This is a genomic window from Rahnella sp. AN3-3W3, assembly GCF_003263545.1.
Lineage (GTDB): Bacteria > Pseudomonadota > Gammaproteobacteria > Enterobacterales > Enterobacteriaceae > Rahnella > Rahnella variigena.
In genome coordinates this window covers 54,968-76,512 of record NZ_JYDG01000059.1, presented here as the reverse complement: position 1 = coordinate 76,512, position 21,545 = coordinate 54,968, and the positions used below count along the sequence as shown (strand labels likewise).

The 21,545-nt window shown below is 48.9% G+C and carries 18 protein-coding genes; 10 read left to right on the top strand and 8 right to left on the bottom strand.

Going from position 1 to position 21,545, the window contains the following annotated elements; genetic code table 11:
• The first annotated feature begins 87 nt into the window (after positions 1 to 87).
• Positions 88 to 402: an L-rhamnose mutarotase gene (gene rhaM, locus UC15_RS16745; RefSeq protein WP_112289482.1), complete on the top strand. Its 315-nt coding sequence runs from the start codon at positions 88 to 90 to the stop codon at positions 400 to 402.
• Here rhaM and UC15_RS16740 read toward each other — a convergent pair.
• Positions 377 to 2,551: a YgiQ family radical SAM protein gene (locus UC15_RS16740; RefSeq protein WP_112289481.1), complete on the bottom strand. Its 2,175-nt coding sequence runs from the start codon at positions 2,549 to 2,551 to the stop codon at positions 377 to 379. The two genes, rhaM and UC15_RS16740, sit on opposite strands and share 26 nt — an antisense overlap.
• A gap of 249 nt (positions 2,552 to 2,800) precedes the next feature.
• On the opposite strand from UC15_RS16740, the gene UC15_RS16735 reads away from it, so the two are divergent.
• Positions 2,801 to 3,532 carry a hypothetical protein gene (locus tag UC15_RS16735; protein ID WP_112289480.1) on the top strand — a complete coding sequence of 244 codons (732 nt, stop codon included), beginning with the start codon at positions 2,801 to 2,803 and terminating at the stop codon, positions 3,530 to 3,532.
• An 83-nt stretch (positions 3,533 to 3,615) separates the two neighbouring features.
• On the opposite strand, the gene UC15_RS16730 is transcribed toward UC15_RS16735, so the two are convergent.
• The 3 genes from UC15_RS16730 to UC15_RS16720 form a co-directional block, all read right to left on the bottom strand.
• Positions 3,616 to 5,268 (bottom strand): dihydroxyacetone kinase subunit DhaK, encoded by a 1,653-nt coding sequence (locus tag UC15_RS16730; RefSeq protein WP_112289479.1) that lies wholly within the window; start codon positions 5,266 to 5,268, stop codon positions 3,616 to 3,618.
• A 159-nt stretch (positions 5,269 to 5,427) separates the two neighbouring features.
• On the bottom strand, positions 5,428 to 6,795 hold the full coding sequence (locus UC15_RS16725; RefSeq protein WP_112289478.1) for an L-serine ammonia-lyase: 1,368 nt from the start codon (positions 6,793 to 6,795) through the stop codon (positions 5,428 to 5,430).
• A 105-nt stretch (positions 6,796 to 6,900) separates the two neighbouring features.
• Positions 6,901 to 8,184, bottom strand: coding sequence for an HAAAP family serine/threonine permease (locus tag UC15_RS16720; RefSeq protein ID WP_112289477.1), 1,284 nt, complete (start codon positions 8,182 to 8,184; stop codon positions 6,901 to 6,903).
• A 596-nt stretch (positions 8,185 to 8,780) separates the two neighbouring features.
• On the opposite strand from UC15_RS16720, the gene UC15_RS16715 reads away from it, so the two are divergent.
• From UC15_RS16715 to UC15_RS16705, 3 genes are read left to right on the top strand one after another with little or no spacing between them, the layout of a single operon-like run.
• Positions 8,781 to 9,368: a YfiR family protein gene (locus tag UC15_RS16715; RefSeq protein ID WP_232829927.1), complete on the top strand. Its 588-nt coding sequence runs from the start codon at positions 8,781 to 8,783 to the stop codon at positions 9,366 to 9,368.
• A 2-nt stretch (positions 9,369 to 9,370) separates the two neighbouring features.
• Positions 9,371 to 10,651: a diguanylate cyclase domain-containing protein gene (locus tag UC15_RS16710; RefSeq protein WP_112289476.1), complete on the top strand. Its 1,281-nt coding sequence runs from the start codon at positions 9,371 to 9,373 to the stop codon at positions 10,649 to 10,651.
• Between the two features lie 15 nt (positions 10,652 to 10,666).
• The gene (locus UC15_RS16705) at positions 10,667 to 11,164 is read left to right on the top strand and encodes an OmpA family protein (protein WP_112289475.1); all 498 of its coding nucleotides are present in this window, start codon (positions 10,667 to 10,669) and stop codon (positions 11,162 to 11,164) included.
• Here UC15_RS16705 and UC15_RS16700 read toward each other — a convergent pair.
• Complete coding sequence (locus UC15_RS16700; protein ID WP_112289474.1) at positions 11,151 to 12,038, bottom strand: LysR family transcriptional regulator; 888 nt, start codon at positions 12,036 to 12,038, stop codon at positions 11,151 to 11,153. The genes UC15_RS16705 and UC15_RS16700 overlap by 14 nt on opposite strands.
• A gap of 103 nt (positions 12,039 to 12,141) precedes the next feature.
• Between UC15_RS16700 and budA the strand changes: the two genes are divergently transcribed.
• A complete protein-coding gene (budA, locus tag UC15_RS16695; protein ID WP_112289473.1) occupies positions 12,142 to 12,924 on the top strand; it encodes an acetolactate decarboxylase in 783 nt (260 codons plus the stop codon).
• A gap of 27 nt (positions 12,925 to 12,951) precedes the next feature.
• Complete coding sequence (gene alsS, locus UC15_RS16690; protein ID WP_112289489.1) at positions 12,952 to 14,628, top strand: acetolactate synthase AlsS; 1,677 nt, start codon at positions 12,952 to 12,954, stop codon at positions 14,626 to 14,628.
• Positions 14,629 to 14,636: 8 nt separating this feature from the next.
• On the opposite strand, the gene UC15_RS16685 is transcribed toward alsS, so the two are convergent.
• Together UC15_RS16685 and dcm are read right to left on the bottom strand one after the other, a co-directional pair.
• Positions 14,637 to 15,104, bottom strand: coding sequence for a very short patch repair endonuclease (locus UC15_RS16685; RefSeq protein ID WP_112289472.1), 468 nt, complete (start codon positions 15,102 to 15,104; stop codon positions 14,637 to 14,639).
• A 7-nt stretch (positions 15,105 to 15,111) separates the two neighbouring features.
• Positions 15,112 to 16,404, bottom strand: coding sequence for a DNA (cytosine-5-)-methyltransferase (dcm, locus tag UC15_RS16680; RefSeq protein ID WP_198659721.1), 1,293 nt, complete (start codon positions 16,402 to 16,404; stop codon positions 15,112 to 15,114).
• A gap of 69 nt (positions 16,405 to 16,473) precedes the next feature.
• Here dcm and UC15_RS16675 point away from each other — a divergent pair, with 69 nt between their 5' ends.
• From UC15_RS16675 to UC15_RS16665, 3 genes are all read left to right on the top strand, one after another.
• Positions 16,474 to 18,135, top strand: a complete 1,662-nt coding sequence (locus UC15_RS16675) for an McrB family protein (RefSeq protein ID WP_232829926.1) — start codon at positions 16,474 to 16,476, stop codon at positions 18,133 to 18,135.
• A gap of 13 nt (positions 18,136 to 18,148) precedes the next feature.
• Positions 18,149 to 19,426, top strand: a complete 1,278-nt coding sequence (locus UC15_RS16670) for an LlaJI family restriction endonuclease (protein WP_112289471.1) — start codon at positions 18,149 to 18,151, stop codon at positions 19,424 to 19,426.
• Positions 19,427 to 19,873: 447 nt separating this feature from the next.
• A complete protein-coding gene (locus UC15_RS16665; protein WP_112289470.1) occupies positions 19,874 to 20,095 on the top strand; it encodes a hypothetical protein in 222 nt (73 codons plus the stop codon).
• Between the two features lie 65 nt (positions 20,096 to 20,160).
• Here UC15_RS16665 and UC15_RS16660 read toward each other — a convergent pair whose 3' ends face one another.
• Positions 20,161 to 21,297 carry a porin gene (locus UC15_RS16660; protein WP_112289469.1) on the bottom strand — a complete coding sequence of 379 codons (1,137 nt, stop codon included), beginning with the start codon at positions 21,295 to 21,297 and terminating at the stop codon, positions 20,161 to 20,163.
• Between the last annotated feature and the right edge of the window lie 248 nt (positions 21,298 to 21,545).

Here is a 21,545-nt window from a genome sequence, read left to right as displayed (position 1 = left end):
GGCAACTTCAGATTCAACGCTGCCATTAATACCCCACCCCAGCCCTCCCCTTCGCAGGGGAGGGAGTAAATCTAACCGGAGAAAAACATGATCCGTAAATCCTTCGTGATGCAGGTCAACGCGAATGCACACGATGAATATCAGCGTCGTCATTCGCCTATCTGGCCGGAACTGGCAGAAACCCTGAAAGCCCACGGCGCACATCACTACAGCATTTTTCTCGATGAGAAACGTAATCTGCTGTTTGGCTATGTGGAAATTGAATCAGAAGAAAGATGGAATGCCGTGGCAAAAACGGATATTTGCCAGAAATGGTGGAAGCATATGGCAGACGTAATGCCTGCCAATGCCGATAACAGCCCGATCAGTAGCGATCTTAAACCGGTCTTTTACCTCGATTAACCCGCTGACCGGCGGGTTTTCCTTTTACGGCACCCGGATTTTGCGCTTTTGAAGCAGTAAATCGCGTAGCCGCCGGTTTCGCTTTCCCCGAACGTGACGGTGCAAACTTCGGATCAAATCCATCCGGCGGTACCAGGCAATCAGGTCGGATCCCAATCAGGCGGCGCATGCCCATTGCGGTCAGTGCCTCGCGGATCACTGGCCAGTTCACCGGATCGTGATAGCGCAGCAACGCTTTATGCAATCGCCGCTGACGATCCCCTTTCGGCACCACCACATCTTCGCTTTTATAATCCACTTTGCTGAGCGGATTCTTGCCGCTGTAATACATGGTGGTCGCACTGGCGAGCGGTGACGGATAGAAGTTCTGCACCTGATCCAGACGGAAGCGGTTTTTCTTCAGCCACAGCGCCAGATTGATCATATCTTCAGTGCGCGTGCCCGGATGCGCGGAGATAAAATACGGGATCAGATACTGCTCTTTCCCGGCCTGTTTCGAATAGCTGTCGAACAGTTCTTTGAACCGGTAATAGCTGCCCATGCCCGGTTTCATCATTTTAGAAAGCGGCCCGGTTTCGGTATGCTCCGGCGCGATCTTCAGATAACCGCCCACGTGATGCTCCGCCAGCTCTTTGATATAACGCGGATCCTCTACCGCCAGATCATAACGTACGCCCGAAGCGATCAGGATTTTCTTGATGCCTTTCAGGCTGCGCGTACGGCGATAAAGGTTGATCGTCGGCTCATGGTTGGTGTCCATGTGTGTGCAGATTTCAGGGTAAACGCAGGAAGCACGGCGGCAGCTTTGCTCCGCTTTTGGCGACTGACAGCGCAGCATATACATGTTGGCCGTCGGACCACCGAGATCGGAAATCACACCGGTGAATCCTGGTACGCTGTCGCGGATCTCTTCGATTTCACGCACGATCGACTCTTCCGAGCGGCTCTGAATGATCCGCCCTTCATGCTCGGTGATTGAACAAAATGCGCAACCGCCGTAACAACCACGCATGATATTGATCGAGAAACGGATCATGTCATACGCCGGAATAGTCGCTTTACCGTAAGACGGATGTGGCACGCGCTGGAAAGGCAATCCAAAGACTTCATCCATTTCTTCAGTAGAAAGCGGGATTGCCGGTGGATTGATCCACACATAGCGGTCACCGTGTTTTTGCATTAGCGCACGGGCACAACCCGGGTTGGTTTCATGATGCAAAATGCGCGAGGTATGGGCATACAGCACCTTGTCGCCCTTCACTTTTTCAAATGACGGCAGCAGAACGTAGGTTTTCTCCCATGGTTTCGGCTTGGGCGCGCGCACCGTCACCGGCTGCGGGGCATCGGGCGCAGGCAGTTCACCTTCTGAACAGGGTAAGTCTTCGCCATACGGATTCATGATTGGCTCAATGCGCCCCGGCTTATCGAGGCGCGTGGAATCCACGCCGCTCCAGCCGGTCAGCGCCGTTTTACGCATCACCGCCGTATTGCGTACGTCATGAATATCCGTAATGGATTCGCCCGCCGCCAGACGGTGCGCCACTTCCACCAGTGGCCTTTCGCCGTTGCCATAAATCAGCATGTCAGCTTTGGAATCCACGAGCACAGAGCGCCGCACGGTATCGGACCAGTAATCGTAATGCGCGATACGCCGCAGACTGGCTTCAATGCCGCCGAGCAACACCGGCACATCGCTGAAAGCTTCTTTGCAGCGCTGGGTGTAAACCAGCGTCGCGCGATCCGGACGTTTACCGCCCACGTTGCCCGGCGTATAGGCATCGTCATGGCGCAGCTTCCGGTCGGCGGTATAACGGTTGATCATCGAATCCATATTGCCGGCAGTCACGCCATAAAACAGATTCGGTTTGCCAAGCCGCATGAAATCTTCTTTGTTGGTCCAGTCCGGCTGAGCGATGATCCCGACGCGAAACCCCTGCGCTTCCAGCATCCTGCCAATGATCGCCATGCCAAAACTCGGATGATCGACGTACGCATCTCCGGTCACCACGATCACATCACAACTGTCCCAGCCCAGTTCATCCATTTCCGCCCGGCTCATTGGGAAAAACGGCGCGGTGCCATAGCATTCCGCCCAGTAACGTGGGTAAGAAAATAGGGTGCGATCGGGTTGGATCAGGCTGACTGACATAATGTAGTTTCTTCGTTCGGCGGCAAATAATTGGCCGCAAATTATACGGGGACAAAAACCACTGCGGGGGAGCAAATCGCCTAAATTTGTTTTAGATCAACTTCTACTTTTTAGCATTCCGGATCCTGACCGGGCGATTTGACCTCCTCAGTAATTGAGATTTCTGAATATGTCATTTCCTGTATCTGCGGATTAAAGAGTGCTCAAATGATCCGTTAATTACTTTCACATTGAAGGATCATCGTGGCCATGGACAGTAAACAATTTCAAAAGTTATTGTTGCCAAAACTCAGGGAAGCAATGCTGTATACACGCTCAAGAATCCCCATGAAATCAGCCAATAAATTCTATCCTGATAAAAGAATGATCGATGGGCTGATGATGACCAATCCCGACAAGTACCGGATGCATTCTCTGGGCGGAGACAGGAATCGTTCTCTGAATCTGGCCGCTAACAGAAAGCTCAAACTGGCACCACAACAGGTCTACCGGAAATACGAACAGGATCACCGCAACGGGATACGCAATGCCGGTAACTGTGGTGAAAATGCCATGATCGCGTTCTGGTATCTCACTGAACATATTCGTGAACTTGAAAAACTAGTCAAAACGCCAATAAAAATACTCACTATTTTTCTCAAGCACCCTGTCGATCACAGCCTGGTATTAGTAGGAACTGAACCCCCGCGCGGCAGCGGAAAAATTATGGAAAATACGTTAATTTGCGACCCGTGGGGAAAAATTGTCTGTCCTCTGGCGCATTATTCTCTCGAATGGAAAATGAAAATGAATAAATGGTCGAACCGTGGCCTGAAGGGTAAATGTGGCCGTGGAACTTACGATCCTTTTTACGACCAATGTTCCAGAGAAAGTGTGCGCGTTGGACGACTGCTTATTTCAGAGCAAACGTATTCCGGTAAAACCCAGAGAATAAAGGATACAAAGACCTACTCGCTGATAAACAAAAACGAATTTTCATAACGTAACGTAGTTAAAGGGCGGGTAATGACATTCTCTTAAAGGCCTGCCAATTCCCGCAGGCCTTTCTTTTAAGCGAAAGAATTTTATTTCTTCGCCAGTGCTTCAAACACTTTTTCGACTGCGACTGCACCCGGATCTTTGACGCCTTTCAGGCTGTCGCTGCTCAGATAGGATGAACGCCCGGCGTTAGCTTTTTTCATGCTGGCCGTGTCTTTGGCGCCTTTAGCGGCGGCTTTCGCAGCACCTTTCAGCGCATCTTTCTTGCCAAGGGCTTCCAGCGCGGGCTGAAGTGCGTCGATCATCGTGCGATCGCCGAGATCAGCACCGCCATAATGCTTCATGCGCTCAAGACCGAACAGCAGCGCTTTCGGTAATTTCTCGCCCTCCGCGACTTTCTTACCCGCGGCCGTGAAGAAGATCGACATCAGCACGCCGCTCGATCCGCCCATCACTGTTGCCAGACGATCGCCGACTACGCCAAGAAGATCGGCAACATTATTCAGCGGCAATTTTTTGCCTTTGTTCTGCTTCTGGATATCGCGCGCGCCGGTGGCAAATGTCGAACCGGTATCGCCGTCACCCACTTTGGCATCGAGCTTATTCAGTTCATCTTCCAGACCGGAAAGTGTCTGTGTGATGGTTTCGACTATCTTGCCGACTTCGGCATTTGATGACGCTTTAACGGATTTTTTATCGCTGATGGCTTTACCTTTTTTAGTCGCCAGTTTTTCCAGCTTAACCAGTGGATGCCAGCCCGCGGCCTCCACCTCTGCCAGCAACGCTTCTTCAATTCCGCCTTTCAGCGCGATCACGGAAAGCGAAAAACCTTTCATATCCAGCGCACTGACGAGTGAAGCGGGTCCGATGAGATAACGCACCGAACTGCCCAGCGCAGAATGCACCACTTCTTTAGTGATCTGACTCATTTCAAGCGGAGAAACGCCGCCGAGGTTATTGATCAATACCGCCAGCTTGTCGCTTTTTTTCACATGCTGCTGGAGCTTTTCAACCAGCGTATCCACCACTTTTTTACTGTTCTGAGTTTTCATCGTCGAGACGCCAGGCTCACCGTGAATACCTAATCCCAGCTCAACGTGGCCCGATTCGATACGCTGTTCTTCCTCATCTTCGCCGCCGCCCGGCAGACTGCAACCTGCGGCCGCCACACCAATACTCGCCGTGGCATCAATGGCCTGCTGCGCAATTTTGGTGACGTCTTTGAGAGATTTCCCCTGCTCTGCGGCATAACCGGCAATTTTATGCACCAGCACCGTCCCCGCGATACCGCGAGGCTGCTTGTTGTCCGGCAGAGAAATGTCGTCGGATACCATCACCAGCTCGACGTCGTAGCCCATGCCTTTGGCTTTCTCGGCCGCCAGACCAAAGTTCAGACGGTCGCCGGTGTAGTTTTTCACAATCAGCAGGCAGCCCGCTTTACCGGTGACCGCCACAATCGCATTCAGCACAGCGTCCACGCTCGGTGACGCAAACACTTCGCCGCACACCGCTGCGGTGAGCATTCCCTTACCGACAAAACCGACGTGGGCCGGTTCGTGACCGGAGCCACCGCCGGAAATCAGGGCGACTTTTTTCTTATCCCAGTCGCGGCGAACGACCACGCGAATAGCCGGATCAACGTCCAGTTTTGCCAGATTTTTGTAGGGAGAGGTCAGGATCACCCCTTCGATAACATCGTTAATCAGAGACTTACGGTCATTCATAAAGAATTTAGACATGCCGGATCTTTCCTTTTAACTGTTTTCCAGGTGTTGTGAGGCAGAAAAAAACATACCTCTGCGTAATGCAGGTATCTGAAAACATAGCACAGGACAAAAATCAGGAAGGAGACGAGAAAGGCGGTTTCCCGCCTTTTTAGGAAATGATGTAGAAAGAAATCAATTACACGCTAACACTTTAATCGCTAAGCCCCCGGTTGAGGTTTCACGGTATTTTGAGTTCATGTCTTTGCCGGTTTCGTACATGGTTTCGATGACTTTATCGAGACACACGCGCGGCTCGCTGGTACGGCGCAGTGCCATACGTGAAGCATTGACCGCTTTAACCGCCGAAATGGCATTTCGTTCGATGCACGGCACCTGAACCTGTCCGGCGAGCGGGTCACACGTCAGCCCGAGGTGATGTTCCATGGCGATTTCTGCCGCCATAAACACCTGCGCCGTGCTGCCGCCCAGCAGCTCAGTCAGACCGGCTGCCGCCATGGAACAAGCCACGCCGACTTCGCCCTGACAGCCGACTTCTGCGCCGGAAATCGAGGCGTTCATTTTGAACAGAATGCCCACCGCGCCGGATGCGAGGAAGAAACGGCTGTAAGAATCCGGGCTGATCGGACGGATGAACTGATCGTAATACGTCAGCACCGCCGGAATGATGCCACACGCGCCGTTGGTCGGTGCCGTAACAACCCGTCCGCCTGCCGCGTTTTCTTCGTTCACCGCCATCGCGTACATATTGATCCAGTCCACCACGCCCATCGGATCAACGTTGTTTTTATCCTGCGTCACCAGAATACGACGCAGCGCCGCGGCGCGGCGGTTGATTTTCATCGGGCCTGGCAACAACCCTTCGGTATGAATACCGCGTGTAATGCCTTCGCTCATCACATTCCAGATAGCCGCAAAGTGTTCGCTGATTTCTGCACGTGTATGGCTGGCCAGCTCGTTTTGCAGCATCAGCGCCGACAGGGACAGGCCGGTGTCGGTGCAATGCTTTTGCAAATCACTGGCCGAACGGAACGGGTACGGTCGCACCACAGGGTTTTCATCCTGCAGGCCGAACTTGCTGGCTTCGACAATAAAGCCGCCGCCAATAGAATAATAGGTTTGCGTATACAGCAGCTCATCACCGTTGAACGCGCTGATTGTCATGCCGTTTTCGTGTAAAGGCAGATTATTAAAATGGAAATTCATCCCGGAACCGGCCGGGAAATCCACTTCCTTCGCGCCCTTGCCGAGCATCAGTCGTCCGGAAGTTTCCACCTGACGGATAAACGCCGGGATCGCATCAATATCCACATCGTCCGGCATATTGCCGGCCAGCCCCATGATGATCGCCAGATCGGTGTGGTGGCCTTTACCGGTTAACGATAAAGAACCATAGACATCGACGACCACACGGGTGGTATGAGTAATATGGCCAGAAGAGATAAGTTCATCAGTGAATATTTTCCCGGCTTTCATCGGGCCAACAGTATGCGAACTGGAAGGACCAATACCAATTTTGAAAATATCGAAGACGCTGATCACGGTGGGCACTCCATGTGAATAAGATGACGGGCAAAAATACGGGAGGAAAGTGAGCAGGAATATTCCCGCCCACTTTATTTCAATTAACTTTAAATACTTTACTCATTAACCAATCAGGCTAAATACGATGGCTGACATGGCAATCAGACCCATAATCACTACGAACACATTGCTGATATGGCCGCTGTATTTTTTCATCGCAGGAACTTTACGAATCGCATACATAGGCATCAGGAATAACAGCATCGCAATAATCGGACCACCCAGCGTTTCGATCATACCCAGAATACTTGGATTCAGGGTAGCGACTAACCAGGTGGTTAATAACATGAAGATGCCGGTATAACGGTTCAGCGTTGGCAGGGCAATAGTTTTCCCTTTACCACGCAATGACTTAATTACCATGCCGTTGAAACCTTCACGCGCACCCAGATAATGGCCGAGGAAAGATTTGGTAATCGCGATAAAGGCAATAAATGGCGCGATATATTCAATGACCGGGTTAGAGAAGTGGTTGGCTAAATAAGACAGAATAGACACGTTCTGCGATTTAGCTTCCATCAGGTCTGCCGGAGACAGGCTCAGTACGCAGCTGAAGACGAAGAACATCACGGTGATAACCATCATGATGTGGCTAAATGCCAGAATACGTGAACATTTTTTCTCAGCGTCTTCGCCATACTCTTTGCGTTTTGCGACAGCGAAAGAGGAGATAATCGGCGAGTGGTTAAAGGAGAACACCATCACCGGAATGACCAGCCACAATGTCATCAGCATACCGTGACCCACGCCATTGCCGGACATGGAGACGTTTTCAAACACTGACGTATTCCAGTTAGGAATAAGGTACAGCGCCAGCGCCATCAGCACCGCAACAAACGGGAAGACCAGAATACTCATCGCTTTCACGATCATATCCTGACCGAAATGTACCAGCGTCATTAAGCCCAAAATCAGGATCAGAGACAGTAACGCACGCGGTGGCGCATTCATATGCATCTGGTGAGTAATAAAACTCTCAACCGTATTGGTGATCGCCACGCTGTAAACCAGCAGAATAGGATAAATGGCGAAGAAATAAAGCAGGGTAATTAATTTACCGGCTGAAATACCGAAATGCTCTTCCACGACTTCCGTAATATCTTCACCGGCATTCTTTCCTGATAATACAAACCGGGTTAATCCGCGGTGAGCGAAGAATGTCATCGGGAAGGCGAGGATCGCCATAATGATTAATGGAATGAGACCACCGATACCGGCATTAATAGGAAGAAAGAGAACACCTGCACCAATTGCTGTTCCATATAAACCTAACATCCACATAGTGTCAGTTTTACGCCAGGAACTTACCGATTTTTTAGACAGCGTCCCGATTGTTGTATTATCCATGATTCCTCAGCACCTAATTATAAAAATAATTCCGTTTCCCCAGGAATGGTTGATGTTTTTTTACTGCACCCGTCATCAAAAAAACCACCCTGACGGATAAAACATACCATTAATGCGGGCATGATACCTATCAGCAGCATAAAAATCTGGATAACAGCATAGCTTTGAGATCATGGTCACGAATATCTTTAAAACGCGGACTGATATTCCTTTAAATTCCAAACCATTAACATTTTCTCTAATTTAAATTCATCAAATAGTGATTACGGTAACATCTATTTTTTGTGATATTTTGTTATGCCCGTGACTATTATTTAAATAACGATTGAAATACCAGCAACATGTATTATTTATAGTCTGACTCCCTGAACTAAATTGTTCATAAATTAACCACCCCTTCACCTCTTAAAAAAACGGAATACGTTAACATTCCTTCTGAATTTCCTCTGTTTTCTGACTTGTGTAAAAAATACGCCACAACTCCACCGCAGTTACAGAAGGAAAATTTTTACACTTACGCTTTCGGAACTATTGCCGATAAAGTTATTCTTATGCTGGGGAAATCATTTCAACCGGAAGAAACACAGAGCGACTCAATGGGAAAAGCCCGATCACCTTTTTGCCCGCCAGCACGGACATCACTACGCCGTTTTATTAAGGCTGTGTATGGCATTGTCCTGCTGCTGATGCTGATGGTCGCTCCGCTGACATCGGGTGTTGCACAAGACAGCGATCCGCAGGCGGATGCGGCTGTCGCGCAGACCGTCAACGGCATCCTGAGCTATTCGCGCTGGCCGGGCGCAACCCCCACGTCCGTCTTAACGCTTTGCATCATCCCTCCCGTGAAATACGCCGCGCAACTTACCCCGGATGGCAGCGCATTCACCGGCCGGCCACTCAAAGTCATGACGCTTCCGTTCGACAGCCCGCTGCTCACATCGGAGTGCGATGCTATTTATTCCGGCAACATGACAACGGAACAGCAGGCAGATTTACATCAGCGCCTGGAAGGCCATGCAATTCTCACTATCGGTGAACAGGATGATGCCTGTGCATTACTGAATGCGTTTTGTCTGGTGATGACGCCACTTCATTCCGGATTCAAATTGAATCTGGACACGCTGTCCCGCAGCGGCGTGCGGGTAAATCCCGCCGTATTACAACTTGCCAGGGAAAAGGAGTGACCATGAAAAACAAAATTCCTGTTCCTGAGGTTGAACAGTCAGGCCAGCGTCCGACGCTGAGCGCTGCACTGAACCGAATTCATGTGATTGTGATTTTAACGGCGATCGGTCTCGCCGGTTTCCTGCTGACGTTGCTGGCGTTAATCGCCCTGCGTTCTCACGCGGAAAGCAATCTGCAACTGACCGCGCGCGCCATCGGTTACACCACGGAAGCCGCACTGGTCTTTAATGACCCTTCGGCGGCACATGACTCGCTGGAATTTATCGCCAGACGCGGCGATTTCACGCAGGCAAAAATTCTGACGCCGGCTGGCGCGACATTCACCGAGTGGCAGCGTCCGATCCACAGCAACTGGGACAAACTGGGTCAGTTCGTCGGCCATATGGCCTTTCCGGAACCCGTGACCGTACCGGTGGTGCATTCCGGCTCGGTCATCGGCACCATCTGGCTTGAGGGTAACGGCAGCAGTCTGATTGGCTTCCTGGCGGAAACTATCCTAAGCCTGCTCGGTTGTCTGGTGCTGACCGCGCTGGTCGCGCTGTATTTTTCCCGTCGGATGCAAAAAGGCATTGTCGATGCCCTCGGCCACATTACCCATGTCACCCATGAAGTCAGTGCTAACCGGTCGTTTAGTCTGCGCGTTCCTTCCGCGCCAATAGTCGAGTTGCATACACTCAGCCAGGACTTCAACAGCCTGCTGACCGAGCTGGAAGCCTGGGAAAACCATATGCGGAACGAGAACGTTTCGCTGACAAAAAAAGCGTTGCACGACGGCCTGACCGGTCTGCATAATCGCGCGTTTTTCATTGATACCCTTAATCAGTGTTTCAATCCGGTAAGAGCACCGCTATCGCTGGCGTTGCTGTTCATCGATGTTGATAACTTTAAGGAAATCAATGATTCACTCGGGCACGCCGCCGGCGACCGGGTGCTGATGGTGATTGGCGAAAGACTGGCAAAAACCCTGCGTAAGGGGGATGTGCTGGCCCGTCTGGGCGGCGATGAATTTGCCATTCTGCTTGAGCCGATGATCTCTACCGCCGAAGCAGTGGCGTTCGCCGAGCGGATTGTCGAGATCATGAAAACGCCGGTCATTTTGCTCAACAACAAAACGCTGGATGTGTCACTCAGCATCGGCATTGCGCTTTCGCCTTCACAGGCAAACAGTGCCAAAGAAATTCTCGAAAAGGCCGATGAGGCCATGTATCGCTCTAAAAGAATATCCGGCAGTTGCTGGCATGTGTCTTCAGGCATGCCGCTTCCTGTCGCGATGAAACACTAAAAGGAATTAATGACTATGAAGACCTGCAATACGTTCAAATCCTGGTATCAGTTCGCCGCAATGGGGCTGTGCATTGTGCTGCTGGCCGCCTGTCAGAGTAAACCTGCGGGATTAACACCGGAACAAATCGCCGTGCTGCAAAAGAACGGTTTCTCGCAAACCGATGCGGGCTGGGAACTGGGACTGGATGCCAAAGTTCTGTTTGGCAATAATCAGGATAAGCTTTCCGCCGAAAGTAAGCAGTCAGTGGAAAAACTGGCGGGCGAACTTTTGCACGTCGGCCTGAACAAGGTCAATCTCGACGGCCATACCGATAACTACGGTGATCCGGCTTACAACAACGATCTGTCGCTGCGCCGCGCTGACACCGTCGCCGCCGCCTTTGCCGATGCCGGAATGCCGCGCGCCAATATCCATACCCGTGGACTGGGCCAGAGCAAACCTGTCGCCAGTAATAAAACCCAGGCCGGACGCGCTCAGAACCGCCGCGTGTCTGTGATTATTGTGGTTTAACCGACAACAATCCCACCAGATGCAGCGCCGCCTTGCAGTTATCCGTTCTGCGCCAGGCGAGCGCGATCTGCGTCGTTAATGTCTGCCCTGCCAGGGGCAGACACCTCACATTGGCTTCATCAATCTTGCTCAGTGACGCCGGTATCAGCGCGTAACCAAATCCTGTCGCCACCATACTCAGCGCCGAGGTAATCTGCGGACACTGCTGCCCGTAGCGCGGCGAAAATCCAGCCTCTTCACACGCATGCGTGACGGCATCATAAAGCCCCGGCGATAAATCTCGCGGGAAGGTGATCAGCGTATCGTGGCGCAGCGCCGACAGCCGGACTTCCTTTCCCTGACTGAGCGGATGGGTTTTGGGCAGCGCCACCATCATTTCCTCGATATCCAGCACCTTAAAACTGAACTCTTTGCTGCGCTCGCACGGCAGACGGATAAACGCCGCATCCAGCGCGCCCTCGCTCATAGCCGTCATCAGCCCCGCCATATCCTTTTCCAGCGGTTCGAGAACCATGCCCGGATATTTATCCCGAAAGCGATGCAGCAACGCAAAAACCTGCGGGTTAAACGCCGTCGACGTGGCAAAGCCGAGTCGCAGCGTACCGTTCATACCACGCGCAACGGCGCGGGTGCGCTCAAGGGCTGCATCGGTCAGTTTGATGATGGTTTGCGCGTCGTCGTAGAGCACTTTTCCGGCTTCGGTCAGCTCGACGCCACGGGTCAGGCGTTTGAGTAAAGGGGTACCGATTTCATGTTCGAGCCGCTGGATTTGCTGGCTCAGCGGAGGCTGGGAGATCCCAAGCTGTTCGGCAGCACGGGTGAAGTGTCCCGTCTCTGCTACCGCGACAAAATAGCGCAGGTGACGAAGTTCCATATCAAAAACGTCTCAAAGTGAACACCTCCTCATATTGGAACTCAGGGCGGAATGGGGTCAACCTTTTAGTTAGCAAAGTTAATTATTCAACGGAGACCCCTGCATGAAAAACCATTCCGAATCCTGCTCCTGCGTGGCGGACATTGCCCGCACCGCAACAGCGTTTAAACATCAGCATCCTGACCGCGTTTTGTATCAGTCGTCGCTGATGAGCGCCCTGCTGAGCGGTGTGTATGAAGGCAACACCACCATGGCAGACCTGCTGGAACACGGCGATTTTGGTCTCGGTACCTTCAACCATCTCGACGGCGAACTGATCGCGTTCAACAGCAACATCTTCCAGTTACGCGGCGACGGCAGCGCCCGGCGCGCACTTCCTGAACAAAAAACACCGTTCGCCGTCATGACATTCTTTAACCCGACTGATGAATACGTGATTGACCGCCCGCACAGCCGCGAGCAAATCCACAAGGTGATCGACGACGTCGTCGCCAGCCAGAACACCTTCTGCGCCCTGCGCATTGATGGCGAGTTCAGCCGCGTCGAGACCCGTACCGTGCCGGAACAGCACCGCCCGTATAAACCGATGCTGGAAGCCATCGAAGCCCAGCCGACGTTTCATATCGAACACAGCCAGGGCGTGCTGATTGGATTTCTTACACCGGCCTATATGCAGGGCATTAACGTAGCGGGCTATCACGAGCATTTTATCAATCAGGAACGCAGCAGCGGCGGCCATGTGCTGGATTATCAGGTTGAGCGCGGCGTGCTGACCTTCGGCACGGTCGAAAAGCTGTTGATCGACTTTCCGCAGGACAGCGATTTCCTGCACGCCAACTTATGCCCTGATGATTTAAATGATGCGATTCAGTCGGTTGAAAGTTAACAGACCGCAGAAGGAAGGATGAAAACCATGAAAAACTCAGACAGTAAAACCGACTGGAAATGCGGTGCGGATCTGGTCGTCGCGCAGCTTGAAGCACAAGGTGTCAAACACGTGTTCGGCATTCCCGGCGCAAAAATCGACCGCGTATTTGATTCGCTGGTCGACTCCCCTGTCAAAACTATTCCGGTACGCCACGAAGCCAACGCCGCCTTTATGGCCGGTGCCGTTGGCCGCCTGACAGGTAAAGCAGGCGTCGCGCTGGTCACCTCCGGCCCCGGCTGCTCGAACCTGATCACCGGCGTCGCCACCGCGACATCGGAAGGCGATCCGCTGGTCGCACTCGGCGGTGCCGTTAAACGCGCCGACCACGTCAAACAGGTGCACCAGACCATGGACACCGTGGCGATGTTCCGCCCGGTCACCAAGTATTCAGCCGAAGTCACCTCGCCTTCTGCGCTGGCCGAAGTGCTGGCGAACGGTTTTCGCGCCGCCGAGTTCGGGCGTCCGGGTGCGGCATTTATCAGCCTGCCGATGGATATCGTCAACGAACCAGCCAGCGGTAAATTACTCACCTCGCAACCGCCGGTACTGGGCAGCGCGCCGCACGACGCGATATTGCAGGTCGCACAGTTACTGAAACAGGCCAAAAATCCGGTGCTGCTGCTCGGCCTGATGGCCAGCCAGCCACGTAACGCCGAAGCGATCCGCCGTCTGCTGCACAAAAGCGATCTGCCGGTCACCAGCACCTATCAGGCGGCGGGCGTTATCGATCAGGCTTCCTTCCACCGCTTCGCCGGACGCGTCGGTCTGTTCAACAATCAGGCCGGTGACCGCCTGCTTCGCAATGCAGATCTGGTGATCACCATCGGTTACAGCCCGGTCGAGTATGAACCGGCGCAATGGAGTAACGGCACCGCCGAACTGGTGCATATCGACGTGATGCCCGCCGAGACCGACAGCGACTATCTGCCTGACGTCGAGCTGGTGGGCGACATTGCCGACACGTTGGATCTGCTGACCGGACAGATCCCGCAGCGTATCGATCTGAGCGCCTCTGCTGTCGAGATCCTCGAAGATCGCCGCCAGCAACGTGAACTGCTGGCCCAGAAAGGCCGAAGCCTGAACCAGTTTGCGATCCACCCGCTGCGTCTGGTGCGCGCGATGCAGGACATCGTCAACAGCGACGTCACCCTGTGCGTCGATATGGGCAGTTTCCACATCTGGATCGCCCGTTACCTTTACAGCTTCCGCGCACGTCAGGTGCTGATTTCCAACGGTCAGCAAACCATGGGCGTCGCGCTGCCATGGGCCATCGGCGCTGCGCTGGTCGATCCCGGTCGCAAAGTGGTTTCCGTATCCGGCGACGGCGGCTTTATGCAATCAAGCATGGAACTGGAAACCGCCGTCCGTCTGGGCGTCAACCTGCTGCACATCATCTGGGTCGATGAGGCCTACAACATGGTGGCAATCCAGGAAGAGAAAAAATACCAGCGCACCTCCGGCATCCAGTTCGGCCCGATTGATTTCAAAGCCTACGCCGACGCCTTCGGCGCCAAAGGTTTCGCCGTCACCTCCGCCGAAACGCTGGAAAGCACCCTCCGCGCCGCCATGGACGTACAAGGCCCCGCCGTCGTCGCCGTTCCGGTGGATTACAGTGATAACGCGTTACTGATGGGGCAACTGGAGATGGGAAGGATTTTTTAGGGGGGATTTCAGGAAACTGTCGAGGAGGAAAACTCGATACGGTCGGAAGATGCATCATGAATCCAGGCATCAAACCCGGAGAGCATGAAATTGATCATATGTGGAGGGAGGCTCCTGAGGCTGCATTCCCAAAATATGGCGACCCTGTAGTTTTCAGCTAACAGCTGGCTGATGCATTCTTTGTCTCTTTGCTTTGAATGCATGATCTTGTTTAGCCAAAATTCCGGACGTGTAGCGGGAAGCCGGAAATACTTACAGTTTTCGTGACCATGCCAGAAACAACCATGCACGAAGATGACAACACCATATTCAGGTAAAACCAGGTCTGGTGTTCCCGGCAGTTCTTTGACGTTCAGAAGAGGCGAATAGCCCCGCTTCCGGAGAAGATGCAGTAACATCCTCTCCGGTTTAGTGCCGCGATTCTTAATCGCGGCCATATTTTTTCTGCGGGTGGCTTTGTTGTGGACGTCTGTCATCTATGGATCAGTTTGTCTCTTTCAGCTGTTTAGCTTTCTCGATAGCTGAAAGTAATTGCGCGCAAACTGCGCGAACAACAGGGACAGAAACTGAGTTACCAAATTGCTTATATGCCTGCCCGTCGGAGACTGCATCGACAATAAACTCTTCCGGGAATCCCTGGAGTCTTGCACATTCACGTGGCGTCAGTTTACGCGGGCGTTTACCTATTTCACTCTGATCTATAAGTATTTCGCTTCCATCTTTATAATAACGGGCACTCAGTGTACTGGTATATTCACTGTTCTCATTAAATAATGAGTATCCGAATCCATTACCCTTTGCCTTATGTTCTAATTTACGACGCTGATGACCGTCCCACAACTTTTCAGAAATGGTATATTTCTCATTAAGAGATTCGACAGGTTCAAGGATATCTCCCAGCTTCGTTTTAATACACGAAGCTTCAGGCCATGAGAACAAATCGTTAAAATCAACAGAATCGCCAAAATAATCTCTGTCAAAACCAACGATAAAAATTCGCTCTCTGTTCTGAGGGACGCCAAAATCAGCCGCACGAAGAACCTTATAGAAAACTTGATAATTTAATTTCTCTGACAATGCTACTCTTGCATCATCAGTTAATGGCACTGAATCTGGGATTTCATGCTCATTACTGCCTTCAAGGATCTCTAAAATTGTTTTAAGCGTTCGGCCTTTATCATGTCCTCTCAACTGTTTAACATTCTCAAGCATGAATGCTTTAGGTCTTCTTTTTGCAAGAATCCGCTGAATTTCAAAAAACATAGTTCCGCGGGTATCGCTAAATCCTTTTTTAAGCCCTGCCTGCGAGAAAGCCTGGCAAGGGAAACCACCTAAAAGGATGTCATGCTCCGGAATATCTTCGCTGCTGATTTTAGTGATATCACCTGATGGTAATTCACCATAGTTTGCCGCGTATGTTTTTTGAGCAAACTTGTCCCATTCAGAAGAAAATACACATTGACCACCGGCTTGCTGATATGGCATCCGGATGCCACCTATGCCTGCAAACAGATCTATGAAAGTGAACTGATGCTCTGAAAAAGATTGATGTTTAAAAGGAGCATTTAGGGAGTGGATTTTCATAGTAGTTTCAACATCCAGAATAGATTTCCATTTAGCATCCGTTGGTGAATGCTCGCCGTCTTCCCAACCACGGATAGTTCTTTCACCTGACTCGGGCATTCCAAGCAAAATTGCGAACTCAGTCCGGCCAAGTCCGAGGCTTTCTCTTAGCTTTCTGATATATTGGGATTTTGGTTCAGATGATTGCATCATACTCACATTTTATCCGGTTTCAGTCCGGGTGATGCTATCACTGTATATTAGATCAGGCAAGGTGATTCCATGTTGAAAGATCTTAGTTCGCTAATTGTTGAGTGCAGAAATATATTTGATTCAGTATCTACCCATGGTGATGTGCTAATCAACATGGACTTAAAAGAGCTTCTTTTGAATTCTCTTAAAACTGTCGAACCAAAATCTCAATGGGATATAAGAGATTATTCTATTTTAGTTATCAACGAAAATGGTTTACGGGCAGAACTTCCGTCCTCGTGGTTATGGTATGGTTATGCATTTTGTGGTCTATCAAAAGCTCTAAATGAATACAAAAATATAATTGAAACATTTAAAAAAACAGCACTCGCTCAAGACATCGAAGCAAAAGATCTAGAAAAATTGTTAACAAACTTACCTTCAGAACAATATCATAAATTGGGGCTTCCTTCTGAAAAGTTACTCGAGAAAATAATTTCAGAAGACTATGACAATCAAGATAAAGAGTACTTAGAACATTTCCTTACGAATAGAGCTTGGTGGTATTCACCTTTAAAATCAACCCGACAAACTCAAGGAAAAACTTTAGATCGGAGCGATGCCTTCAAATCAGCTTTATTGTTAGCAGCTGGGGTTATAGTTGCTAATGCAGACCGTCTAACGGTCCTTATTGAAGCATTTTCAAAGTCAGATGATCTTTATAATTACTTCGAGAATGAGATCATAAATAATATTACTGCGAAAAAAAATGTAGAGGGAAATTACATTCCGCTACAAGCAGGAATAAATAAAATATACTATGGTGCTCCTGGAACTGGTAAAAGCTACAGGGTCAATAATAAAGTCGGCGGAAATGATATTGTTAGAACAGTTTTTCATCCAGATACACAATATTCTGACTTCGTAGGTTCTTTGAAACCAAAAACCAAACTTGACTCTTCGGGTAATACACGCATTTCTTACGAGTTTCGATCCGGACCTTTTATAGATGCATATATAAAAGCTGTTTCACATAAAAAAAAGCCAGTATATCTTGTAATAGAAGAAATTAACCGCGCGCCAGCCGCGGCTGTTTTTGGTGAACTTTTTCAACTGTTGGACAGAAATTCAGACGGCAGTGGTGTATATGAAATTAATATTTCAGACCCTGACATGCTTGAATATATTAATGAGAAAGTCCCTTCACCGATAACTAGTTTAAAAATCCCAGCTAATTTGTCAATACTTGCCACCATGAATAGTAGTGACCAAGCTGTAATGCCTATGGATACTGCTTTTAAACGCCGCTGGCTATTTGAATATGTCAGTATTGATTATGCCAATGCAACCTTTGGTTCAATACCTATTATTGTTTCTGCAGGATTCGCAAAGAATAAAATTGAAACCTCTTGGTCAGATTTTTCAAGAATTATTAATTATACTCTCAGTAGACTTTTAATACCTGAGGACAGACTCTTAGGCCACCGATTCCTTTCGGAATCCGAGTTACAGAACTCAGAAGCTGCAAAGCAAGCATTGAGTGGAAAATTATTCGTCTACTTATGGGATGATGTGTTACGTCATGGGCAAAGAGAAGCTATATTTAACACAGAAAAATTCAACACATTTGGAGAGTTAAGCGCAGCATTTTTGCGAGATGAACCTGTATTTTCAGAAGAGATTGAACTTAAATTATCTGATGTATCAGAGAAGAAGTCGCAAGATATCATTGATTCTCATATAATTGATTAGGAGGTGTAAGGCAATGATAAATAATGTATTTTATACCGATAGAGAGCTAATCAGCGAACTCCCAATTGCGTTGATAAATATAATGAAAGCTAACGGATTAGTTTCTATTGACATGGTTAAAATTCATTACTGTGGCATCATACTGCATAAAAAAGAGCTGGCCATATTTTTACCGCGAGGAAGCAGAGTTGATATATACTCTGACTCTAAAGGCATTTCGCGAAGTTTACTAAGATCTATCAACCGTTACCAGACAAGCTTAAAAAACAGGATTGATAATAATGATAGTGGAGAGAATGTTATTGGTCAAACTAGTCTAAGTACGATCATTTCCCTACTAGATCATTACAAAAATAATGGCATATATGTACGTAGAGTAAAACAAAATATAAGGAATACTGGCACAGTAAATTGGAGAAAAACAATTAATAAAACCATCTCTTATACAGTCGGTGATGATGTATTTTATCCCGATACACTTGGAACAAAACATCGTTACCGTCATGATAGCGAAGTTTCTAGGATTCATGCCCAAATTATCCGTGACTTGTGTGACCAGGTTGGCTGGGTTACATTTGACGAACCTAGCATTGTGGAACAGGAGCTAGTTAATATTCCATTACCTAGTGATAGTCATGAACATAAACTAATCACATTAAAACAAGAGTTGGGAATAGTTTACTCCGAAAGAGATATTTTGCTTATTAAAAATTTAATAACATACTTAAACATTCAAAAAGGAGACCACCAAGACAGTTTGATTATAGGGATCAGAGAATTTCATGGTATGTGGGAGCAAATGTTAAATAACTGTTTACGTAATAAAGAGAAAATGAACCATAGGCTCATGGCTCCTCTTTTCAAGATATCAGGGGAGTATTACCTTGCTCCCGAAAAAGGACAAAGAACAGATACTATTGTAAAACATCCAGAGAAAAATAATTATGTGGTTGTCGATGCAAAATATTATGCAGCGACTAGTATAAATACATCCCCAAGTTTATCAGACATTGTTAAGCAATTTTACTACTCTCAAGCAATTAAATTGGCAGAGCCTGATGCACAGGTAATTAATAATGTTTTCGTCTTTCCAGGATTGTCTGGGAAGATCGAATCCATTCACATGGCAATAAAAAACAAAAATAAAATCCATGTAAAAGAAGACTGCCTAGATAATGATTACTCTCCGATAACATGTATTTATCAGGATCCTATTGAATTAATTAAAAACTATGCTTCGGGAAGATACCTAGAAAAGTTAAATACAAAAATAATAAAATTATGCAGTTAAAAGCTAAGGGTTTTCATCATTGATTTTTTATATAATATTGACAACATTATTTATGGGGTCGTAGCTTTTTGAGATCTTCCTTCCAAATAAGAAAGTACGAATATGTAAATTCCTCCAAACCATTCACATATCTTACATCGAAGAATAAGCTCTCCCCACTGCGGCAAAATCCGCAGTCAGAATTAGCGTTCTGTCCCAGTTTGGTGCCATCAACTCTATGAAAATAGGGTGAATATGGTACGGTCTGCACTCACCCAAATTATGGTGGCTCAGACAGTGGCTTCTCACGAAGCACCGGATTCCAGACTGGCCGGAACGCTAACGCTGTTTGAGCTGCCACCATCGGGATTAGCGTCTCTGGAGGTAGTTAATCAACTATCAGCTGGAGTACTAAAATGGAATTTTCTAACACTGCTTTTTCAAACACCTCCGCACCGGAGGCCTACAATGCCTAACCTTTACGACAATACCCCGCTGGAACTGGAAGAGATCGTCGATCACTGTCGTGCGTTGTCTTATGCCATTGTGTCGCTGGATAATCCGCAGGCAAAAGACCTGCTGGGATATATTCTGTGTGAACGGCTGGAAGTGCTGTATCAGACGCTGGAAATGCCCTTTAGCGATGACGACGTGGTGGCTATAGAAGTGACGGAAGCACTCACAAACTAAGCGGATTTACAGACGAAAAAAGCCAGCGCAACTGCGCTGGCCTGATGATCCATGAGGCGTGTGAACTAGAAATCGTAGAAGACGGTAACCCAGGTGGCGTCAGCTTCGTCGTCGGTGGTGTGCGCTAATGTGCGTTCCACGTAAACAGACAAGCCGTAACCGATGGTGGTACCCGCGCCCAGATAGACGTGGTTCGCGTGATATTCTTCGCCGCCTTTCAGTTGCAGGGAATCGGCTGCAACGTATGGCTGGATAGATTTCAGGAACGGTTTGTCGATATTAAAGGTATAACCGACGAACCCTTCCACACCGTAACCGCTGCCAGCAAAATAATGTTCGACAGGATTTTCACGGGTGCTCGGCACAAAATCTTTGTAATAACTGCCGGTGCCGACGATGTACCAGTTGTTTGGCTGCCAGGTTAATGCGGTACCAGACAACTGCTGATGATAATCTTTTTCGTTATATTGATTATCTTTCACCGTGGCGTCAGTCAGGCTATACGCCGCACTCCAGACCAAATCTTTGGTGAGTTTATAATCGAAGCCTAAACCACCACCATTATTACGGCGATAGTGCTGATCTTCGCCCGCCTGAATTTCATCTTCAGGTAATAAGTAGTTGGCATATAACGTCACAGGACCAAAGTCGTTGGTATATTTAATGCTGTTTTTAGGCTTATTCGCACCATCGTAGCTGCCGTTAATGCCAATACCGGTACCGCCCGCATGACCATCGTTGTCCCATACGTCACTTTTAATCCCGACGACAGAATAATAAATACCGTACTGGTGGCCGTAGGTTAATGTCCCGTAGCGATCATTTTTAAAGCCTGCATATAACTGACGCTGAGTATCACGCTGACCACCTTCCGGATAGTGACCATTCATGCCCAGCAGGTTCGCCATGTCCACACCCAGCTCGTAGTAGGCGATGACTGAGGTATCTTGTGTCAGTTTATAATCACCACGGAAGCGGAAACGGGTGCCACCATCGTGACCATTTTTATAATAGCCAGGCTCCGGACCGTTATTGAAAATCCACTCAGGACGGATGCTGCCGCCGACCTGCAAGCTTAATGGCGCCAGCAAAGCATTACTCTGAGGATTTTTATCTAAAACAGTAATCTCGGCCCGGGCGCTGGCAGATAATGCCGACAGCACGACGCCGCCAATTAAGATTGACGCTTTTAAATTGCTCATTATTACCCTGTCTTTATTATTTATGTGATGTGTGTGCGGTCTTGCGCCGCGTATAAATAATTAACATAGGTATGACGGGGGGCAAAGTGAAAATTCAGAAAGTCCCTTATAAGAAAATTATATATAGGGAGTAATTAGTAAACAATAATATTGTGATATGTAACTATAAGAAAATTTTTATGTTTTAGTGATTAAATACAGAACAATATGATAAAAATACGAGCAATTGTAAACTTACGGCAACTAAA

Excerpts from the sequence above, each read along its gene's own strand:
- rhaM (WP_112289482.1), top strand. The coding sequence starts at position 88 with ATGATCCGTAAATCCTTCGTGATGCAGGTCAACGCGAATGCACACGAT.
- UC15_RS16740 (WP_112289481.1), bottom strand. The coding sequence starts at position 2,551 with ATGTCAGTCAGCCTGATCCAACCCGATCGCACCCTATTTTCTTACCCA.
- UC15_RS16735 (WP_112289480.1), top strand. The coding sequence starts at position 2,801 with ATGGACAGTAAACAATTTCAAAAGTTATTGTTGCCAAAACTCAGGGAA.
- UC15_RS16730 (WP_112289479.1), bottom strand. The coding sequence starts at position 5,268 with ATGTCTAAATTCTTTATGAATGACCGTAAGTCTCTGATTAACGATGTT.
- UC15_RS16720 (WP_112289477.1), bottom strand. The coding sequence starts at position 8,184 with ATGGATAATACAACAATCGGGACGCTGTCTAAAAAATCGGTAAGTTCC.
- UC15_RS16715 (WP_232829927.1), top strand. The coding sequence starts at position 8,781 with ATGGGAAAAGCCCGATCACCTTTTTGCCCGCCAGCACGGACATCACTA.
- UC15_RS16710 (WP_112289476.1), top strand. The coding sequence starts at position 9,371 with ATGAAAAACAAAATTCCTGTTCCTGAGGTTGAACAGTCAGGCCAGCGT.
- UC15_RS16705 (WP_112289475.1), top strand. The coding sequence starts at position 10,667 with ATGAAGACCTGCAATACGTTCAAATCCTGGTATCAGTTCGCCGCAATG.
- UC15_RS16700 (WP_112289474.1), bottom strand. The coding sequence starts at position 12,038 with ATGGAACTTCGTCACCTGCGCTATTTTGTCGCGGTAGCAGAGACGGGA.
- budA (WP_112289473.1), top strand. The coding sequence starts at position 12,142 with ATGAAAAACCATTCCGAATCCTGCTCCTGCGTGGCGGACATTGCCCGC.
- alsS (WP_112289489.1), top strand. The coding sequence starts at position 12,952 with ATGAAAAACTCAGACAGTAAAACCGACTGGAAATGCGGTGCGGATCTG.
- UC15_RS16685 (WP_112289472.1), bottom strand. The coding sequence starts at position 15,104 with ATGACAGACGTCCACAACAAAGCCACCCGCAGAAAAAATATGGCCGCG.
- dcm (WP_198659721.1), bottom strand. The coding sequence starts at position 16,404 with ATGATGCAATCATCTGAACCAAAATCCCAATATATCAGAAAGCTAAGA.
- UC15_RS16675 (WP_232829926.1), top strand. The coding sequence starts at position 16,474 with ATGTTGAAAGATCTTAGTTCGCTAATTGTTGAGTGCAGAAATATATTT.
- UC15_RS16670 (WP_112289471.1), top strand. The coding sequence starts at position 18,149 with ATGATAAATAATGTATTTTATACCGATAGAGAGCTAATCAGCGAACTC.
- UC15_RS16665 (WP_112289470.1), top strand. The coding sequence starts at position 19,874 with ATGCCTAACCTTTACGACAATACCCCGCTGGAACTGGAAGAGATCGTC.
- UC15_RS16660 (WP_112289469.1), bottom strand. The coding sequence starts at position 21,297 with ATGAGCAATTTAAAAGCGTCAATCTTAATTGGCGGCGTCGTGCTGTCG.